Raw genomic sequence first — 19,106 nt, 5'->3', positions numbered from 1 at the left:
GGTGCCGGCATTAATTACCGGCACACCGGTATTTACCTGCGATCAGCGCGAGCCTGTCCAACTGATCATTTATACACACGAAAACATTGCAGGGAGACTTCCCCGAGGCATGCAGACACTGCAGAAACGAACCGGATGTTGTGCATTCCTGAGCATGATTTTCTATCAGTATGACGATCTGCCGTACAGTATTTGAGGCCCGGATATCATCCTCGCGGAGTTGAAAGGCAATGTAGTGAATCCGGTCGGTAAGGCTACAGATACGGGCATTTTGCTGAACAGAACCGAGTAAATTAATAATCGCGGTCCGGGAACGGTCGATTCTGGCTGAAACGGATGTCATGGCGCACTCCCTGTGCTGTCTTAACTGGCGGCTACTTACCTGTGCTGCCGTTTTTATGCTGTCCGGCGCATTGTAACCGGACGGAGACAATATGCCACTGCTCTTTCGGCATGCAATGTCCTTCTCATTTTGAGAAACAATCTGAGATTTCCCTGAAACTGCAACAGTTTCTGACGGTTTGAGCCCATCAGCAACACATCAGTAAACACCTGCAAGCGCCATGAAACATGGCCCGCAGGCATTCTTCCCTATTTCTGGCCCGCTTATTGCCCTCTTTACAGGTAAACAATTAAAAACCGCCTGGCCTGAGAAAGGCAAAACGGAGAAGGACCATGAACAGACAGCCAGAGACATTCAGCACCGCCACCCTCGGCATGATATTCAGCGCCCTGCTGCTGACCGGCTGTGGCAGCCAGCAAATGACACCCCAGGCCATCCTGAACCAGACCGGTGACAGTGCCCAGGCTGGTGCCATCAGTATCACTGAACTGCTGAACAATGCCCGTCATCAGAGCGGTACAGATTCAGACGGCCAGGTCCCGGCTCAGCTGACCCTGACTTTCAGCCCAAAGCAGATGGAGCTCTCTGAACAGCAGTCGGCACGGCTCAACGCGTATGCCAACCAGTATTACCACAAGCCGGTACGTCTGCAGTGCGCCCCCTCTGATGCCAGCGACAGCTTTACCGCCATGGCACAGGGCATGAACCGCTGTATTCGTGTGTCCCGCTTTTTTGATGCCCGGGCACTGCAGGCTGAAGTACATATGCAGCCGCAGCTGACCCACAACCAGATCCTGGTTGCTCAGTAATCCGTTCTTTCGGAGAAGGTGAATGACTATGCTACGCAGCACACTGATTCGTAACATCGCCAGCCTGCTATGGGCCGGGTGGCGACGCCGTTACCTGATCATGCTACCGATACTGGTGATGCCGGTACTGGGCGCTGTAGTAGGGGTTATTTCACCTAAAAAATACACCACTTCCACCACCATTCTGTTTCAGGAAGCGGCCCAGCATAACCCGTTTCTTGAAGACCTCTCCATTGCCACCAACCTCAAAGGCCGGATGGAAGCCCTCAATGCCCTGCTGCACAGTCGTCACATTCTGGCCGGCGTTGCCTGGAAAATGGAACTGCTCAATGAAGACATGGATGAGCAGGAAAAAGCCACCATCATCAGCGAATTATCCAAGTCGCTGAAATGTCAGCTGGTGGGTGAAAACCTGATCCGGATTACCTATACCTCTGAAGATAAAACCACCATGAAAGAAACCCTGTCTACGGTCAGCATGTTCTTCGTGGAACGGGTACTGGCGCCGCAGCGTTCTTCCATCGCCCAGTCTGAAACCTTTCTGGCCCAGGAGCTGGAACAACGCAGTAAAGATCTGATTACCGCTGAAACCGCACTGGCGGAATATAAAAACCGCTTCGCCAGCGAGCTGCCAACCCTGCACTCTGCCAATGTTGCCCGTTTGTCTGCGCTAAAAGGCCTGCTGGGTGAGCGCCGTATCGAACTGGACGGTGCCAAAGCCGCTCAGGCCAGCCTGGCGATCCGCCTGTCACAGACCAACCCGGTGGTGGGTAAAATCGAAGAAGCCATCGTTAACGTAATGGCAGAACTGACCCAGCTGCGGGCCCGCTATACCGATAATCACAGCAAGGTTCAGAGTGTACTGGCGCACCTGCGTTCCCTGGAAAAAGAACGCAACCGCGTTATGGCCGCCACCCGTAACCTAGACACCCAGAGCCTGGACCGTGAACAGCTGGAACGCCTCTGGGCGCTGGCTACATCAAACGGTCAGGACGCCGGCCCCCACACACCACACATGTTGCTGGTCTCCCAGCTGGAACGTCTACAGAAAGCCGACGACCACATTCAGCGACTGGAGAAGGAAGTCTCTTCCCTGACAGCTGAGATCAGCAAGTTGCAGGACCGGGTTAACGAGTTCGGCCAGCATGAGCGCCGCCTCAACGAGCTGAACCGCAACATTCAGATTCGCCAGAAGGTTTACCACGACCTGGCCGAGCGCTATGAACTGGCACAGGTCACCGGTTCCCTTGGCAAAAACGAAGAAAACGAGCGGGTAAAACTGATTGACCCGCCATATGAACCACTGGCTCCCAGCAACCTGCCCCTGATCGCTTTTATTCTCGCCGGCCTGTTTGGCGGTATCGGTCTGGGCTTTGGGCTGGCCACCGTGGTTGAACTGCTGGACACCAGCATCCGCCGCCGCGACACCCTCAGTGAGATGCTCTCCGTGCCGGTACTGGCCCGGATTCCGGTTCAGCCAGCAAACAATCATTCAGAAAACCCGTTCAGCCAGTCCGGCTCATAAGCGGACCGGCAAGGAGGATAGGACAATGCGTCAGGTCATCATTCAACTGGTACAACACCTGCGTCCCGGCGGTATCGAAACCATGGCGCTGGATCTGTTAAACCATATCAGCACTCTGGATACCCACTGTGAAACTCATATCGTCAGCCTTGAAGGCACCGCAGAACAGGCACTGGCTGCCTGGCCACGGCTGAAGCCTTACAGCCAGAAACTGCACTTTCTGAATAAACCGGCGGGGCTGCGTCCGGATGCGGTGATTGCTCTGTCCGGTTTACTGAAACAACTGCAGGCCACCGCCATTCACACCCACCATATCGGCCCGTTGCTGTATGGCGGTATGGCCGCCAAACTGGCCGGTCTGAAAATCCACGTGCATACCGAACATGACGCCTGGCACCTGAACGCCCGGGCGAACCGTCGCTTACAGCGCATGCTGATCGGCCTGCTTAAGCCAACACTGGTGGCCGACTGTGATGCGGTCGCCGATGTGCTGACCCGCTATTTTCCCCGCAGTCAGCCGCAGGTCATTCTTAACGGCATTGATACTCATAAGTTCACCCCGGTGCACCCTGATGAACAATGCCTGATGAAGGCAAAGTTCAACCTGCCCCAGTACGGTACCCTGATCGGCTGTGCCGCCCGGCTGGAAACCGTGAAGGGTCATCAGTTTTTGCTGGAAGCGTTCAGCCGCCTGCATCCCCGCTTTATTCTGGCGCTGGCCGGTGACGGTTCCCTGCGCGAAGAACTGCAGGCCAGTGCAGAACGTCTGGGCATCAGCAACCGGGTCTATTTTCTCGGCGCGCTGGATGACATGACCAGTTTTTATCAGGCCATTGATATCTTCTGTCTGCCGTCTCTGAATGAAGGGCTGCCCCTGTCACCTCTGGAGGCACAGGCCAGTGGGGTACCGGTGGTGATCACCGACGTGGGGGGTTGCAGCAGCATCGTCTGTAAAAACAGTGGCGTGCTGGTACCCGCCGGAGATGCCGCCGCACTGGAAAGCGGCATTCTCAGCTGTCAGCACCGCAGCAGCCAGTTTACCCCGCGCAAGTTCGTTCTCACCAACGCCAACCTTGAGAATACTGCCCGGGCGTACTTCTCACTGTTACAGTTAGGAGGTGCATCATGAACACACTTTTCTTCACACAGCTATCCACTCTGCTATTCTCCCTGCTGGCTATTTGCTGGGGGCTGATTATCTATCACCACCTGCTGTACCCATGGCTGCTGGGTCGACTGGGTAGCCGAAACACACGCCGTACCGTCACTGAGCCGGCCACCTCAAACTGGCAGCCGACCATCAGCCTGGTGATTCCGGCCTACAACGAAGCGGCGGTGATCGCGGATAAAATCCGTAACGTGGCCAGTCTGGATTACCCGGCAGACAAACTGCAGCTGATCATTGCCTGTGACGGCTGCAGCGATGCCACCGCAGACATTGCCCGCCGCACGGCTCGGGAAGCTGAATGCCGCCAGATACATATACATATCGAGGACTTTCAGGAAAATCGCGGAAAAGTTGCGGTACTTAACGACATTATCAGCCAACTGGACTGCGACATTGTTGCCCTGAGCGATGCCTCCGCACTGATCTCCATTGACGCCCTGCTGCAGGCCAGCCAGGCCTTTCAGAATAATCAGACCGGTTTTGTGGCTGCCACCTACAAGCTGCTGAACCCCGGCAGCCAGGGTGAAGCCGACTACTGGCAGTACCAGACCCGTATCAAGTGCAATGAAGCAAATATTGGCAGCCCGGTGGGCGTACACGGCGCCCTGTACTTCTTCCGCCGCAAGCTGTTCAGCCCGCTGCCCGCTGACACCATTAATGATGATTTCATTCTGCCCATGCAGATGGTGATGGCCGGCTACAAAGGGGTTTACCTGCTGGATATTGTTGCCCTGGAGCTGGAAGAAGCCAGCCTGCAAATGGATGAAAAACGCCGGGTACGCATCGCCGCCGGTAACCTGCAGCAACTGTTACGTCTGGCCCGGCTCACCCTGCCCCGCTACAAAGGCACCGCCTTTACCTTCACTTCAGGCAAAGCACTGCGGGCACTGATGCCAGCGATTCTGGCGCTGCAGTGGGTACTGTGCTGCCTGCTGGCTGCAGAGTCACAATTGCTGCTGGCCCTGAGCATTCTGCAACCGCTGGGCTTCGCCTGCGCCGCCCTGAGCAAACAGCTGCCGGCAGGTATGCTGCCCGGCAAAATTGAAACCCTTTTTTATCTGGCTAACGGCTATCGCGCCAGCTTCACCGGCATGCTCCGCTATTGTATCGGCCTTGAGCGGGGCTGCTGGAAGCCTGTCAGCAAGGACAGCCAATAAAGACAAACAGCAACGAATAATCCGTACATGACATATAACGGGCAGTTAAACCCGCCCCGGGAGAACGACCATGAATATGACCATTAACACAGTTACTCAAACCGCTGATCAGCAACCGCACACGGCACGCCATGATGATCTCAACAGCTATGTGCCAAAAACCGTCTTGCTGGCCAAGCGGGCCATGGACATTGCAGTGGCTGCCACCGGTCTGCTGGCCTGTGCCTTCCTGCTGCCACTGATTGCCCTGGCAATCAAACTGGACTCCCCCGGTCCGGTGATCTTCCGCCAACTGCGCATCGGCCATGCGGAAGCCAACTTCACCCACCTGTTCTGGATGTTTAAGTTCCGCACCATGCGGGTGGATGCCGAAGCCACCAGCGGTGCGGTATGGGCCACCAAAGGCGATCCGCGGGTAACTGCACTTGGCCGTTTCCTGCGCAAGACCCGTCTGGACGAACTGCCACAACTGTTCAACGTATTACGGGGCGATATGTCCCTGATCGGTCCGCGTCCGGAACGTCCAGGTTTTTATCAGAAACTGGAAACGGCGATTCCCTTCTTCGCCGAACGCACCTTTGGCTTAAAACCAGGTATCACCGGTCTGGCACAGGTGAATCAGGGTTATGACCGGGACATTGAAGATGTCCGTTCAAAAGTGGGCTACGACCATGCCTATGCCCTGAGCCTGAGTAATTTCATGACCTGGCTGGGCACCGACCTGCGCATCATGGTTCAAACCGTGGTAGTGATGGTTTGCGGCCGTGGCCAGTAATCTTCAGCAATGAATGCAGAATGCCCGGCATCCGCCGGGCATCCTCCGAACACGTTACTCTCTTATCACGAAATCAGTGCTTCACGGTTTCGTCTCTAATACTGACTCGCAAAATGCGAATCCCATCTGTAAAGGCGGCCTTTTTCCTGAAGACGCCCTTCGTTTTCATTATAAATCAGTAACATAGCAAGCTGGCACGGCCTTTGCTCCTGTACAGGTAAGCGACTCAACCTTTAAGGAGAAAGCTCCATGACAACTCCAGCCACTTCAAATCAGATGCTTAGCATCAACCTCAGCGGAGACTTCGACGCACTGGCCGTTGAAGAACTGCGCAGCGAATTCGACAGCCTGACTGAACAGCAGCAGGACGTCATCATCGACATGCAGGACGTGACCTTTATCGACTCCTCCGGTATTGGCGCCATCGTCTTTCTGTTCAAACGCCTGCGCAGTCAGGATCTGAACTTGTCAATTACCGGCGTACACGGCCAGCCTCTGGAGCTGATGCGTTACCTGCGCATCGACAAATGCATCAGCCTGTTTGAACAGCAGGATCAGGCATAAGCCGCCCGTTAAGCCGGTAAGGAGTCAGACCATGCCACAGCTAACCTTTACATCATTCCCTGCCCTGTTACTCGGCAGCAGCCTGCTGCTGAGCAGCGGTTGTTTCTACATGGTGGAACCGGGTCAGGGCGGGGTTGCTGAACGGTTCACTCAGCCGGAAAACTATCTGACGCCGGGGGTTCACCCCCAGACAGACAGCTGGCCCCATACGGAAACCAGCCTGGAAAAACAGCGCTTTATGTTCCGCCTGGGCCGTTGCCAGGCCCTCAAGAAAGTGCACCACAAACAGGGGCTGACGGTGACATATCCGCACTTTTACCAGCATATCAACCTGTTACTGACCCGCAGCCTGCGCCTGCATGTTGCCGGTTTTTATCCGCAGGCCAACGAGGCGATGGATACCGCTGAGTACCTGCTGAAACAGGCTGATAAAGACGTCTTCACCGACATGCAGCCGGTCGGCAGCGACACACCTGCCCCCGAACATGAAGATTTACCCAACAGGGACAACGGCACCGCCGTACGCTCCATTGATCAGGAGATTATCCTATGAAACGCTTAATGATTATGCTGCTGGCAATCACCAGCCTGCTCACTGCCCTGAACCTTCAGGCCGCGACAACTGAACTGCGTCCGGGGGATCTGGTACAGATCAAGTTCCCCGGTGAAAGCAGCTTCGATAAGCCGTTTCAGCTGGATCATCAGGGCAGCATTAACCTGCCTGAAACCGGCCCGCTGAACCTTCGGGGTCAGAGCATCGGCGAAGCCCGGGAACTGATCCGTGCCACGCTGGCGGTTATCTACCGGGATCTGGACAACCTTGATCTGGTGCTGATGGAACGCCGCCTGAGTGTCATCGTACTAGGCTATGTAAAGACCCCTGGCCCGGTTGATCTGCCCCTGCGCTCGAACGTGCAAATGGCCATCAACCATGCCGGCGGCCTGGCACAGGGTGCCCAACTGGATAAACTGCAGATCCGCCGTAACGGTAAAGTAATCGAGTTCGACTACAAGCATTATCTGGACAGCGGCAACCTGGCCGTACTGCCAAAACTGCAGCCGATGGATACCATCTTCGTGCCTGCGTCTCCCCTGATCGGTAACGTACAGGTTGAATTTGATGCCCGTACCCTGACCGCTTCCGGTGATGCCGGTGAAGGTGATACCGCCATCAAGGTATTCGGTGAAGTACACCGCCCGGGTACCTTCGCCTTTAAAGGTACCCCTTCGGTCATGGATATGATCATGCGCGCCGGTGGCGTGACCCGTTATGCCGGCATCGAACAGATCCGGGTGATTCATAACGGCCAGCCCTTCCCGTTTAACATGCGCGAATATCTGGATACCGGTAATCAGGCCCTGCTGCCGGAGATCCTGGAGGGCGACACCATCTTCATTCCACAGGCGTCTGACCAGGTTCAGGGCGGCGCCCGTACCGTCTACGTCATGGGTGAGGTTTTCAAACCCGGTGCCATGGAAATGAAAGAAGAAAGCAGTTTTTATGACCTGCTGGCCACTGCCGGCGGCCCGACCCGCTTTGCGGAAACCCGTCAGATCCGCATTCTGCGGGCCGACGGAGGTGTGGAACCTTTTGATCTGCAGGGCTATATGGATGGCCAGAAGCGCGGCAAGATTCCAAGCATTAACCCCGGTGATGCCATTCTGGTGCCGGAAAAATCCGACATGAATGAAAAGAGCTGGCTGGATATTCATCCCAACCGTGCCATCCGCATTATCGGTGCGGTCAACCGTCCGGGCCGCTATGAGTGGGCCCCTGAAATGACCCTGATGGATCTCATCGCCCACGCCGGTGGTCCGCTGGCCGGTGCCGACACCGCTCACCTGCAGGTACTGACCGCCAGCCACGAAAAAGGCAAGCGTCATATCACTGAATCCATTCCGTTTGACCTGAAACGTTTTCTGGATAAAGGCGGTGATATCCGTCAGATCCCGCGCATTCATGCCGGCGATACCATTGTGGTACCTGAACTGCCAAAAGACCCTAATGACAACCGTTCCCAGTGGGTACGTCAGTCCAGTGAACGTTCCATCTATATCTTCGGACAGGTCGGCGCACCGGGCCGCTATGCCTTTAACGATGAGCTGAACTTCCTGGATATTCTGTCTGCTGCACAGGGGCCTACCGCCCGTGCGGACCTGTCTAACGTGCGCATTACCCACCGGGGCAGCGGCAGCGATGAAGTCACCCATCTGAACCTGCACAACTACTTCCACACCGGTGACGAAACCATGCTGCCAGTGGTGAGCACCGAGGATGTGATCTTCATTCCTGAGCGTGACCGTGCCTGGTTAGAAAAGCCTAAGGAAACTGTGGTCCGGGTACTGGGTGCCGTACAGCGCCCCGGCCGTTACAGCTTTGACAGCAACATGACCATTCTGGATCTGTTAGCAGAAGCCGGTGGCCCGCAAAACAATGCCCTGCAGGACCGTATCATGGTGGTTAACCGGATCGACGGTGAAGCGCATTCAAGACTATTCGATCTGGTTGCCTTCGCCAAGAGCGGTGACTACAGAATGCTGCCGGTACTGCAGGCCGGTGACACCCTGTATGTCCCAAGCCGTGAACAGAGCAACTGGCACCGCTTTGTCAGCACCCTGCAGGAATCTGTCACCGTGATTTCATTTGCCAAGCTGCTGGGGCTGTAACCCCGGCAGCCACAGGACGCATCATTGAATAAGGAGTCCGACCATGCATCAGTTACATACATCACCGTCAGTAGATGCCATTTATAACCAGCTGATCCGCAATCGTACCTGTCTGCTGGCCATCGCCAGCCCCAGCCCTCAGAGCGGCAACTCCCTGCTCAGTCTGGCACTGGCCCAGCGAATGGCGCAGGCGGAAAAACGGGTCTTACTGATTGAGTTTAATAATGAGTCCCCCAGCCTCCATCAGCGTACGGGAACCCGCCAGAGCAACTGGCTTCCCTGTGACAACAGCTGGCAGGACGCTCTGCAGAAAACCGGCTGCCCGGGGCTGATGGTGCTGACCGCCCCACTCCACGACCAGACCCATCCGGATAACATTGAATTCCGGAATACCGAGGTACTGTGCAGCTTCTTTGGCCAGGCACTGGACAGCTTTGACATCATCATCTGCGACACCCCGCCACTGCTGCATTCCAGTGATGGCGCAATCTGCGGCGTGACCATCGCGTCGGTATGCGAAACCTGCATGTTGAACGTCGTCACACACGTGACAACAGAAAGCCAGATTGATGAAGCCCAGCAGGTGCTGAAACAGGCCAACATTCCTCTCTGTGGTGCCGTCATGAATGACCGCTATTCACCGGGCCTGCGGGAAGAAATGCTTCGCGAGATCAAACGGCTGGATAAATGGCTGCCACGGCTGGCGGGCTATCTGCGCAAAAAAGTAGAAGCCTCTGACCTGATTAACCAGCCGTTATAACTTAAATAACAGCGCTTACAGCCGTCCTAATAAAATCAGGGTAATGTCATCGGCCTGAGGATCGGCAGGCAGCTGCTGCATCAGGTAATCCGCCGCCTGAGGCAATGGCATTCCCATACTGTCATGTATCCGGCTGATAAATGTTTCAGACGGTGTTTCGGCAGCATCCAGCACCCCGTCGGAATAAATCAGTAACCGTTCCCCGTCACCGAGCTGTAAACAGTATTCCGGGTAGGCTGTTTCGGCTCCCTGCTGCAAACTCAGCCCGGGCAGCGGTCCGTCGATATCCAGCTGCCTAACCGCATCATCGCTCTCTGTATTCGCCCTGCATAATACCGGCCGGGGCTGACCGGCATTGGCGATCAGTATCTCTCCCTCAGGATTCAGCTGCACCGCCATCAGGGTTGCCAGGGTTTCAGCCAGTACCGGATCATCGCTGAAGCCCTGACTAACCAGCGTCAGCAATTGCGCCGGTGCCAGCCTGGACTGTGCACCGCTACCTACCGCGGCACACAGCCCCCGCAAATAACCGGCCAGTGCATACACATAGCCTTTTGCAGTCACCCCATGCCCCATCATATCCGCAAAAATAACCAACTGATCACGCAACAGCACCATGTCGCCACCGCCGGCTTCCGGTACCCGGCTGCGCAGGGCCACCTGATATTCCCCGATTTCACGGGGCAAGGAAGGCTGCAGGCCCAGGGTAATCTTCTGATCCAGTTCCGCCTGCAACTGTTCGGTCAGGTGCCGTCGCCGCAGCAGTGTCCGCTGTACACTGACCAGTAACTTATCCCGTGCCACCGGCTTGGCCAGAAAATCATCAATGGGCCGCTGCAGTGCCCGGCTGATCACGTCATCATCCTGACAGCCCGACAGATAAATAAACGCCGTGCCGGAAACCTCCGGAATATGGCGCATCCGGTCGAACAGTACCGGGCCATCTGCCTCCGGCATACTGATATCGCAGATCACCAGCTCCGGCCGGTGCTGCAATACCTGTTCATACCCCATGGCCACATCCGCCGCTTCCAGCACCCGGTAGTCAGACTGCAGATAGGCACTTACCACCGCCCGGTATACGGGGTCATCATCCACCACCAGTAGGGTTGGCCGGGGGTGGCAGCGCTGCTGCTTCACCAGCATCAGATTACGGGCGTCATCCCGGTAACAGGCCGGCACATAACTGAGATCATCAAAGCTGGCCGCCAGCAGTTTCAGCCCCATGCCGTTCTCGGCAGCCTGCAGCGGCGAAGTATCCTGTAACTGCTGGCTAAAATTGATGAAACTGCCGCCATCGTCCAGTAACTCGAGCTGATCGTAGAATTCATCCTGACAAAAACGCAGCGTGGCGGCGGTCGGCCGCGGCTGGGGATAGCGGGTCAGATTCACCACCAGTTCGCTGCAGGCCAGCAGAAATCCCTGAACGTTGGCCACCGACTGCTCCGGCGGCAGTGCTTCCAGCAAGGCTGCCAGCTTGTTACGCAATTCCCGCGCTGCACTCAGATCCGGTTGAAATTCCCATTCGGCCAGTACCTGCATATCGCCTCCTTTTAGCCGGAAAAGCACTCCTTAAAAGTTATCCTTAAAATAACCTCTGAAAAACAGTAATAACTACTCATTCCGGTCAGCCAGACATCCATAACTGGTTGATCCGCTTATATCTCTAGCTTACTCTACGTGCTACAAGGATCACAATCTAAGCGGTTTCTGAACCTGCCAGACTGGCAACTTACTGCCTCTGTAACACCCGGAAATCAGCTTACTTTCTGCAGAGGAATTGCTGTGCCAAACGTGACCCCAACACTGCTGCTTGTAGAAGACGACCCGACCATGACAGCGGTATGTCAGAGCTATCTTCGGGATCAGGAATACGACCTTCACTGCGTTGCCGACGGCAGCGCAGCCCTGCAGGCCCTCAGCCAGAAAAGCTTTGATGGCGTCCTGCTGGATCTGAGCCTGCCGGACATGAACGGGCTGGAAATTCTTAAGAAAATCAGCAGCGAAGAACAGCCTGCTGAAGTCATCATCACCACCGGCGACTGTTCGATGAATACCGCCATTGAGGCCATGCAACTGGGTGCCCGGGACTATCTGGTCAAACCTTTCGATCAGGAACGCCTGCTCACCACCCTGAAAAACACCTTTGAAAGCCAGAACCTGAAACGCATCGTTGAGACCTATCACAACGAAATTGACCGCCACCAGTTCTGCGGCTTCATTGGTTCTTCTCTGGCCATGCAACGGGTCTATCAGATCATCGACAGCGCTGCCGACTCCCGAGCCACCATCTTTATCACCGGCGAAAGCGGTACCGGTAAAGAGGTCTGCGCCGAGGCAATCCACCAGCACAGTGGCCGTCGCAAAGCGCCCTTCATTGCCCTGAACTGCGGTGCGATTCCCAAAGACCTGATCGAAAGCGAAATCTTCGGTCATGTTAAAGGCGCCTTCACTGGCGCGGTGGGCGAACGGGACGGTGCAGCCAAAGCCGCCCAGGGCGGCACCCTGTTTCTGGATGAAATCTGTGAAATGGATATGTCGCTGCAGTCCAAACTGCTGCGGTTCCTGCAAACCGGCACCCTGCAGAAAGTGGGCAGCGACAAAACCGAACAGGTTGATGTACGCATCGTTTGCGCCACCAATAAAGACCCGCTGGCGGAAGTCCAGGCCGGTAACTTCCGGGAAGATCTGTTTTACCGTTTACACGTGCTGCCGGTACACCTGCCGCCGCTGCGGGAACGGGACAACGACGTTATCGAGATTGCCAATCACTTCCTCACCCAGTACGCAACCGAGGAACAGAAAGCTTTCGCCGGATTCGAACCGGACTGCGAATATATCCTCAGCAACTATGACTGGCCCGGCAACGTCCGTCAGTTACAGAACGTTATCCGCAACATCGTTGTACTGCACAGCGGTGACCGGGTAACCACCTCTATGCTGCCGGCACCACTGGATGGCATGGCCGGTATCAGTGCAGCACAGCCCCGTACTGTTACCCCACCACCGGTAGCGCCGGTGTCCCCTGCTGCTGTACAACCCGCCACTGGCAGCTACACACCGGCAGCCAGCTTCAGCCCACCGCCACAGCAGGCACCGGGCAACAGCAGTGATCTGTCTCAGCTCATCCGCCCTATTGCCGAACTGGAGCGTGAAGCCATCGAACGGGCCATAGACCTGTGTCAGGGCAACATCCCCAAAGCCGCCCATTATCTGGAGATCAGTGCCGCGACAATTTACCGGAAACGGAACAGCTGGAAGGAATAAGTCTTTTCAGTCAGTAAGTTAAGCAATCACAGGCAGCCTGCATTCTCTGCAGGCTGCACAAAAAAAATGCCCTTAAATCATTCTTTATTGCCACTTACAGGGCTTTTTCAAACAACTGTTACTCATAATGGGTAACCGAATACATAATCGGATTCTGACCACTTCGCTGCCAGCTTCTGCTGTTCAAGCCAGCTGGCATCAGTGTTTAAGGCATTCTGTTTACAAATTCACTCCCCAAACTGACCCGAAAGTTATATTTTTCTCTGATATCAAGTATTTACGAATGCGACTGATTCCAGTTAACTTACCGAGCGGTTTAACATTCCGGGTTGTTCAGTCGGTGTAAACCCCGGGTAAAGGAAGTACCGGAGTAGACACAAGCCGCTGATCATCCGCCAAACCGAATATCAATAATAAATATAAAAAAAATATAACCCAGGTCCCGCAACAGTCGTTTGTTACAACCGTCAGTTTGCTTTGCAAACACGGGATCTGCTTTGCATATGACAGGATTCATAGCTAATGCCTTCTTCTGCATTTACAGGCACCAAATTTCGACTTCACACGATCATTTTCAGCTGTCTGGTGCTGATATCCCTGATTCCGGTATTACTTCTCGGGCTGTGGGTTCAGCAACATTCTCTGGACAACGAATTTAAGGCGGTTAAAGAAAAGCACTTAATCATCGCCAAAAATCTCAGCCGGGAATTTCAGCGTTATATCACTGACACAAAGTCTGCCTTCAGTTTTGTTAACTCCGTGCAGATTCCGCCTGAAAATCATATTTATAGCAAAGCGCTGCTGAGTAAATATGGCATCACCGCAGCCTGTATCTTTTTCCCTGATAAAGCCCCCACAAACAGATTCAGCAATACCCCCTGCTCCTTTGAACTGACCCCGGAGCAAAAAACGGTGCTGCGAAACATGTCCGGTAATACTCAGCTTTCAGATCTGACACGGATTAACGACCGCCCGGCATTTCTGATCAGCAAGGCGCTGGACAATCAGGCAAGGGCCGTCGGGGTTTTAGAAACCACCTATATCAAAGAAAGTCAGCGATCCATTGCGTTTGGCGAACGCGGCCACTCAATGATTGTTGATGCCACCGGCAAGGTTGTCGCCCATCCAAATGAAGAATGGGAATACACGTCCAAAGACGCTTCTGCCCTGTCGGTCGTGAAAAAAATGATGGCCGGCACGACCGGCGTCAGCACCTTTTACTCACCACCGATGCAGGCTGAAATGATCGCCGGACACACTGCCGTGCCCGGTGAGGGCTGGGGCATTATGGTGCCTCAACCCATCGAAGAACTGACAGACAACGCCGATGATGTCCATCTGGCGGTGATTATTATTTCCCTGATGGGCTTAACTGTTTCAACATTTTTAAGCTGGATCGCCGCCCGGCATCTGGCACAGCCGATCGAACGGATCAGCCGAAGCGTCGCCAGCATCGCCACCGATAAAATCTCCAGCATTTCTCCGGTAAAACATCAGTCACAAATCGTTATTAAAGAAGTAGACGAACTCACCCATCTTTTTAACAACATGCTCCGCGAGTTACAGACAACCGGCAAGGCGCTCCGGGTACAGCAGGAAACACTGGAAAGATCCGTCGAAGAGCGTACCGCAAAACTGCAGGAAGAAATCAAACAGCGAGCCGCGGCTGAACAGAAGTTACGGCTGTCCGGTCAGGTATTCGGCTCAGCCAACGAAGCCATACTGATTACCGACCCTAACCTCACAATTCTTGAGGTCAATCCCGCCTACTGCAAAATTATGAACACCCGGCCAGAACTGGTCATTGGTGCAAAAGCTAAATTCGGAGATCTCAGCGAGCATAAACCGGCAACCTTAAAAGCCATGTGGGAAGCCATCGAAATGCACGGCAGCTGGCAGGGCGAAATCAATGGCATACGTTATGACGGTGAGAACTTTCCTAAGTGGCTGTCAGTCTCTGCCATGCACAATGACAAGGGAGAAGTACTGAACTACATCGGTATTTTCTCCGATATTTCCCCACTGAAAACCGCTGAAACACAACTCAAACAGCTGGCGTATTACGACCAACTCACCGCACTGCCTAACCGGACTCTGCTGTACGACAGAATCGAACAGTCTCTGCAGCGCATCAAAGCGGGCAATATTCAGACAGCCTTTATGTACCTTGACCTGGACCAGTTTAAACAGGTCAACGACACCCTCGGACACGCCATCGGCGATACCCTTTTGCAGCATATCAGCCGACGTCTGACAGACCTGGTCAAAGCAACCGATACGGTGTCACGCATCGGCGGCGATGAGTTTACAATTCTGCTGCATGATGTCGCCGGTAAAGAAGACGTTGAACAAACCGCCAAAGCGATTCTCGAAAGCTTCAGAACACCTTTCCTGATCAACAATATTCAGATTTCAATCGGCACCAGTATCGGCATCTGCATGCTGCCGGAAGATGCTGACTGTGTTCAGCAGGCATTGAAACGCGCCGATATGGCTATGTATGAAGCTAAATCAGAAGGCCAGGGGCATTATCACTTCTATGATGCGGAAGAAGGCAGAAAGCTGAACGATTCAAGGGAATTACAGCAGGACCTGGTACAGGCAATTCATGATAACCAGCTGTTCCTGTTGTATCAGCCGATTGTGGATGCACACAGCGGAGAAATCGTCTCGGTAGAAGCGCTGATACGCTGGCGTCATCCGCAAAAAGGCTTGCTGACACCTGACACTTTCATCGCGCTTGCAGAAGAAAGTAACCTGATTCTCGATCTGGGTGACTGGGTAATTAAACAGGCCTGTGCACAGGCGCTGGCCTGGCAGGAAGAACTGGGCTTTACCCTGCCGGTGGCGATTAATCTATCCGCCCGGGAATTCAGTAACCCTGAGCTGGTTGAGCGTATTCAGAGCGTGCTCAGCACAACCGGTGCCAGCCCGGATATGATCGAAATCGAGATCACTGAAACCTCAGCCATGAAAAACACCAGCATGAGCACAGGTGTTCTGAAACGCCTCAGAGGCATCGGTATCAATATCAGTATTGATGATTTCGGTACCGGCTACAGCTCACTGGCTTACCTGAAACGCCTGTCGGTCGATAAAATTAAAATTGATCGCAGCTTTATTCACGACCTGACCAATGATGACACCCATGCCGCCTTTGTTAAGCTGATCATCGAGTTCTCAAAAGAACTGGGGTACAAAGTGGTGGCTGAGGGAGTTGAGACTGAAGGCCAGCAAAGCATTCTTCAGGAGCTGCAGTGTGACTTCATTCAGGGTTACCTGCACTCCAAACCGGTAACCGCTGCACGAATTACTGAGCGCTATGCTCGGGCAGAAACCCTGCTGGTGTAACCCAGTGAGCCGGCATCACCATTAGCCTGCAGCATCCCCCTGTCTTAACAAGTCAGGGGGAGTTTACTGGATCAGCGGGGTTCCGCTTCAGCCATGTAGTCTTCAAGTTGTTGCAGGCATCCCCGGCTTAATTTCACAAATGCCGGCAAATTAGCCATCACCTTTTCCATATCACTGTCACACAGCCCTTCCAGCCGCCGTGCCAGCGCCGAGACTTTCATCAGCCCGTACAGTGCCGAGCTACTGCCAAGGGTGTGCAGCTGATGCTTCACATTGCCGGCATCGGCAGCAGCACTGACTTCAAGGCTTTGTAACCGGGTGGTGGCATCCTTAAGGAATATATCGATCAGCGACGGCAGTGTATCCGCGCCTACATCCTGGCCCAGCTTCGCCAGTACATCAGGAGAAAATACAGCGGGCAGTTCCGGTATCGGGCTATTGTCTTCCGTCGCACCTACTGCATCCACCGCAATCACAGCCGCCCGGGAGACTTTCTGTTCAGGCTTCTCATCAGTATCAGTACTGGCCTCTGCTGTGCTGCCTCTGCCAAGAAAGGCCTTGTCGATAATCGCCAGCAGTTCTTCGTTATCCCAGGGCTTGGTCAGATAATAATCCACCACCCCTGCTGCCAATGCTTCTTCCGTGCTGTCATAGTCAGACTGGCCACTGAGCATCAGCCGGGCAGCATCGGGCCAGCGCTGTTTTACTTCAGTGAGAAACTCAATGCCGTTCATATGCGGCATACGAAAATCGCTCATTACCACCTGAGCGGGATTCTCCGTCAGCATCTCCAGCGCTTCACTGCCACAACAGGCGGTTTGCAACTGAAAATCCTGCTGGCGCAACACCCGGCGTAATGAGGCAACCACTGCCGGGTCGTCATCCACCAGTAACATCCGTTTTTCCATGGCGATCATCTCCTTAGATGCCAGACAGGCCCGGGAACACTGAACCTGTCAAAACGCTCGTATTACAATCCTTTCAGCATATCGGGAATTAAGGGAAAACGGGGGAATTAAGAAGAGGAAATTACCCAAACCGGGATAAATACGTGCTTTTTTTACTCCGGGAACAGGCGGTTCAGATCCCGGGGATAATCAATATCCTGAGCTGCCCGGGGCAACTCAACGCCGGCGACGCTGAATGCAGGGTCACTGAGCAATTTTTTAGCCCCCTGCTGTCCTTTCAGTTGCATCAGTGAAGCAAAGGTCGCTGAACGGAACAGCGCCGGTACACCCCAGTTCCCGCTGTATTCGGCACAACAGATATCTGCCAGTTTGTCCGCTGTCAGCAGCTGCCGGCAGTCTTCCGGCGTGACCAGCGGCTGATCCGCCAGCAGAATCAGGATCTCACTGCATGACTCTGCCATTGCTGACACACCCAGTGCCACCGAACTGCCCATGCCTGACTGCCAGTCCCGGTTGAACAAAAGCGGAAGCCGCGGCACCGTGCCGCTGGCCATTACCGCATCTACTTCGGCGTGCCAGGCACCAGTAACCACCTGAGTCTGAGCACGGGGAAATGCCAGCGCCGTGCGCAGGGCATAATTGATAAGGGGTTGGCCTTTGCAATCTGCCAGCAGTTTACAACTGCCAAAGCGGCTGCTGTTACCGGCCGCCAGAATCAGAATGCCCAGAGGCCTTGCGGAAGCCTGCACCTCAGGCTGCATAGCTGTTCAGCCGGATATTTGCCGTGGCCGCCTTTGGCTGATGTAACACCTGATGGCATTCAGCCAGCATCGACAGGGCAATGCTTTCCGGCAGCTCACCACCAATCCCCAGCCCCGCCGGGCCGGAAACCGGTGTGGTCAGCTGTGTTTCCTTAAGCCCGGCTTCTGCCAGTACATCGGCCTTACGGTTCAGCGGGCCTAAAAGTGCCATGTATGACAGCTCAGCGCCCTGAAGATGCTGTAGAGCGGCGGCATCCAGACGGATATTGTGCGACATCAGAATAGCCGCACTGACCCGTTTTTCAGCCACAAAGCCTGCCAGCTCCGTTACTTCACAGCTCAGAATACTGTCCGCCTCCGGAAAGAATTCCCGGCGACCGTTCGCCGGACGCGGGTCCCACAGGCTTACCTCCCAGCCCAGCTGTTTCGCCATCGATACCACCGGCCGGGCATCAACCCCGCCACCGATCACCAGCAAATGCGGTTCCGGCTTAATCCGGATATGCAGCCATTGCCGGTTGTTCTCTGTGATCAGCGCCGTCTTTTTAACGGGCGCTTCATGTTCGGCCACAAAGCGGCTTAAATCGCCACTCATAGGCGCGGATGCAGCATTTGGAATCTGCAGTTGCAAACCCGCCACCTGTCGTTGCCGCAGGCTTTCCTGCACGGCATCCAGATGCAGGTAGTGATTGTCTGCCGTTACCGCCTGCAGCACGATATGTACGGTGCCGCCGCAGCCTATGCCCAGCTGAAAGGCCAGATCATCTTCATCGCTGCCGTCATAGCACAGTGTTACCGCCTGCCCGGTTTGCATCACCCGGCGGGCGTGGGTCTGAATATCCGATTCAAGACAACCGCCGCTGAGCATACCGAACTGCTGTCCAAGGCTGTTAAACAACATCATTGCGCCGGTTTTGCGATAACAGGGGCCATGGGTCTGATAGATTGCCCCCAGCACCCATTCCAGTTCATCCCGGCAGGGATACCACTGTTCAAGCAAGCCGGATAACTGATTCGCCATACACTGACTCCTCCACAGGGTAACCACCGA

Annotated in this window: 16 protein-coding genes; 11 read left to right on the top strand and 5 right to left on the bottom strand. The window is 54.8% G+C overall.

Translation table 11 applies throughout. The features are described from left to right. Window positions 1–10 precede the first annotated feature (10 nt). Window positions 11–343, bottom strand: a complete 333-nt coding sequence (locus JYB63_RS01620) for a hypothetical protein (protein ID WP_205655994.1) — start codon at window positions 341–343, stop codon at window positions 11–13. A gap of 332 nt (window positions 344–675) precedes the next feature. Here JYB63_RS01620 and JYB63_RS01615 point away from each other — a divergent pair, with 332 nt between their 5' ends. From JYB63_RS01615 to JYB63_RS01575, 9 genes are all read left to right on the top strand, one after another. Continuing rightward, window positions 676–1,152 carry a hypothetical protein gene (locus JYB63_RS01615; protein ID WP_205655993.1) on the top strand — a complete coding sequence of 159 codons (477 nt, stop codon included), beginning with the start codon at window positions 676–678 and terminating at the stop codon, window positions 1,150–1,152. A 28-nt stretch (window positions 1,153–1,180) separates the two neighbouring features. Further along, the gene (locus JYB63_RS01610) at window positions 1,181–2,677 is read left to right on the top strand and encodes a GumC family protein (RefSeq protein WP_205655992.1); all 1,497 of its coding nucleotides are present in this window, start codon (window positions 1,181–1,183) and stop codon (window positions 2,675–2,677) included. 25 nt (window positions 2,678–2,702) lie between these two features. Continuing rightward, window positions 2,703–3,806, top strand: a complete 1,104-nt coding sequence (locus JYB63_RS01605; protein ID WP_205655991.1) for a glycosyltransferase — start codon at window positions 2,703–2,705, stop codon at window positions 3,804–3,806. After that, window positions 3,803–5,002, top strand: a complete 1,200-nt coding sequence (locus JYB63_RS01600) for a glycosyltransferase family 2 protein (RefSeq protein ID WP_205655990.1) — start codon at window positions 3,803–3,805, stop codon at window positions 5,000–5,002. The genes JYB63_RS01605 and JYB63_RS01600 overlap by 4 nt, the downstream gene beginning before the upstream one ends. 70 nt (window positions 5,003–5,072) lie before the next feature. Further along, window positions 5,073–5,777, top strand: a complete 705-nt coding sequence (locus tag JYB63_RS01595) for a sugar transferase (protein WP_243431775.1) — start codon at window positions 5,073–5,075, stop codon at window positions 5,775–5,777. A 249-nt stretch (window positions 5,778–6,026) separates the two neighbouring features. Then, window positions 6,027–6,341, top strand: coding sequence for an STAS domain-containing protein (locus JYB63_RS01590; protein ID WP_205655989.1), 315 nt, complete (start codon window positions 6,027–6,029; stop codon window positions 6,339–6,341). A gap of 31 nt (window positions 6,342–6,372) precedes the next feature. Next, window positions 6,373–6,894: a hypothetical protein gene (locus JYB63_RS01585; protein WP_205655988.1), complete on the top strand. Its 522-nt coding sequence runs from the start codon at window positions 6,373–6,375 to the stop codon at window positions 6,892–6,894. Continuing rightward, window positions 6,891–9,008, top strand: a complete 2,118-nt coding sequence (locus JYB63_RS01580) for an SLBB domain-containing protein (protein WP_243431774.1) — start codon at window positions 6,891–6,893, stop codon at window positions 9,006–9,008. Before JYB63_RS01585 ends, JYB63_RS01580 begins: the two co-directional genes overlap by 4 nt. Before the next feature lie 43 nt (window positions 9,009–9,051). Then, the gene (locus JYB63_RS01575; protein ID WP_205655987.1) at window positions 9,052–9,768 is read left to right on the top strand and encodes a CpsD/CapB family tyrosine-protein kinase; all 717 of its coding nucleotides are present in this window, start codon (window positions 9,052–9,054) and stop codon (window positions 9,766–9,768) included. A gap of 15 nt (window positions 9,769–9,783) precedes the next feature. Here the strand turns inward: JYB63_RS01575 and JYB63_RS01570 are convergent, their stop codons facing one another. Next, window positions 9,784–11,310 carry a SpoIIE family protein phosphatase gene (locus JYB63_RS01570; RefSeq protein ID WP_205655986.1) on the bottom strand — a complete coding sequence of 509 codons (1,527 nt, stop codon included), beginning with the start codon at window positions 11,308–11,310 and terminating at the stop codon, window positions 9,784–9,786. Window positions 11,311–11,553: 243 nt separating this feature from the next. On the opposite strand from JYB63_RS01570, the gene JYB63_RS01565 reads away from it, so the two are divergent. Together JYB63_RS01565 and JYB63_RS01560 are read left to right on the top strand one after the other, a co-directional pair. After that, a complete protein-coding gene (locus JYB63_RS01565) occupies window positions 11,554–13,035 on the top strand; it encodes a sigma-54-dependent transcriptional regulator (protein WP_336510834.1) in 1,482 nt (493 codons plus the stop codon). Between the two features lie 522 nt (window positions 13,036–13,557). Next, window positions 13,558–16,386, top strand: coding sequence for a bifunctional diguanylate cyclase/phosphodiesterase (locus JYB63_RS01560; protein ID WP_205655985.1), 2,829 nt, complete (start codon window positions 13,558–13,560; stop codon window positions 16,384–16,386). A 71-nt stretch (window positions 16,387–16,457) separates the two neighbouring features. Here JYB63_RS01560 and JYB63_RS01555 read toward each other — a convergent pair whose 3' ends face one another. From JYB63_RS01555 to JYB63_RS01545, 3 genes are all read right to left on the bottom strand, one after another. Beyond that, window positions 16,458–17,294 carry a response regulator gene (locus JYB63_RS01555; RefSeq protein ID WP_205655984.1) on the bottom strand — a complete coding sequence of 279 codons (837 nt, stop codon included), beginning with the start codon at window positions 17,292–17,294 and terminating at the stop codon, window positions 16,458–16,460. Window positions 17,295–17,446: 152 nt separating this feature from the next. Further along, window positions 17,447–18,055 carry a nucleotidyltransferase family protein gene (locus JYB63_RS01550; RefSeq protein ID WP_205655983.1) on the bottom strand — a complete coding sequence of 203 codons (609 nt, stop codon included), beginning with the start codon at window positions 18,053–18,055 and terminating at the stop codon, window positions 17,447–17,449. After that, window positions 18,045–19,076: an XdhC family protein gene (locus tag JYB63_RS01545; RefSeq protein WP_205655982.1), complete on the bottom strand. Its 1,032-nt coding sequence runs from the start codon at window positions 19,074–19,076 to the stop codon at window positions 18,045–18,047. The genes JYB63_RS01550 and JYB63_RS01545 overlap by 11 nt, the downstream gene beginning before the upstream one ends. Window positions 19,077–19,106: the final 30 nt, after the last annotated feature.

The sequence above is a fragment of the Aliamphritea spongicola genome (assembly GCF_017051665.1).
Taxonomy (GTDB): Bacteria; Pseudomonadota; Gammaproteobacteria; order Pseudomonadales; family Balneatricaceae; genus Amphritea; species Amphritea spongicola.
The sequence above is the reverse complement of the archived record's forward strand: the minus strand, read 5'-3'. Positions and strand labels throughout refer to the sequence as shown.

Bases quoted from the DNA above. Each gene is read 5' to 3' on its own strand.
- JYB63_RS01620 (WP_205655994.1), bottom strand. From the start codon at position 343: ATGACATCCGTTTCAGCCAGAATCGACCGTTCCCGGACCGCGATTATT.
- JYB63_RS01615 (WP_205655993.1), top strand. From the start codon at position 676: ATGAACAGACAGCCAGAGACATTCAGCACCGCCACCCTCGGCATGATA.
- JYB63_RS01610 (WP_205655992.1), top strand. From the start codon at position 1,181: ATGCTACGCAGCACACTGATTCGTAACATCGCCAGCCTGCTATGGGCC.
- JYB63_RS01605 (WP_205655991.1), top strand. From the start codon at position 2,703: ATGCGTCAGGTCATCATTCAACTGGTACAACACCTGCGTCCCGGCGGT.
- JYB63_RS01600 (WP_205655990.1), top strand. From the start codon at position 3,803: ATGAACACACTTTTCTTCACACAGCTATCCACTCTGCTATTCTCCCTG.
- JYB63_RS01595 (WP_243431775.1), top strand. From the start codon at position 5,073: ATGAATATGACCATTAACACAGTTACTCAAACCGCTGATCAGCAACCG.
- JYB63_RS01590 (WP_205655989.1), top strand. From the start codon at position 6,027: ATGACAACTCCAGCCACTTCAAATCAGATGCTTAGCATCAACCTCAGC.
- JYB63_RS01585 (WP_205655988.1), top strand. From the start codon at position 6,373: ATGCCACAGCTAACCTTTACATCATTCCCTGCCCTGTTACTCGGCAGC.
- JYB63_RS01580 (WP_243431774.1), top strand. From the start codon at position 6,891: ATGAAACGCTTAATGATTATGCTGCTGGCAATCACCAGCCTGCTCACT.
- JYB63_RS01575 (WP_205655987.1), top strand. From the start codon at position 9,052: ATGCATCAGTTACATACATCACCGTCAGTAGATGCCATTTATAACCAG.
- JYB63_RS01570 (WP_205655986.1), bottom strand. From the start codon at position 11,310: ATGCAGGTACTGGCCGAATGGGAATTTCAACCGGATCTGAGTGCAGCG.
- JYB63_RS01560 (WP_205655985.1), top strand. From the start codon at position 13,558: ATGCCTTCTTCTGCATTTACAGGCACCAAATTTCGACTTCACACGATC.
- JYB63_RS01555 (WP_205655984.1), bottom strand. From the start codon at position 17,294: ATGGAAAAACGGATGTTACTGGTGGATGACGACCCGGCAGTGGTTGCC.
- JYB63_RS01550 (WP_205655983.1), bottom strand. From the start codon at position 18,055: ATGCAGCCTGAGGTGCAGGCTTCCGCAAGGCCTCTGGGCATTCTGATT.
- JYB63_RS01545 (WP_205655982.1), bottom strand. From the start codon at position 19,076: ATGGCGAATCAGTTATCCGGCTTGCTTGAACAGTGGTATCCCTGCCGG.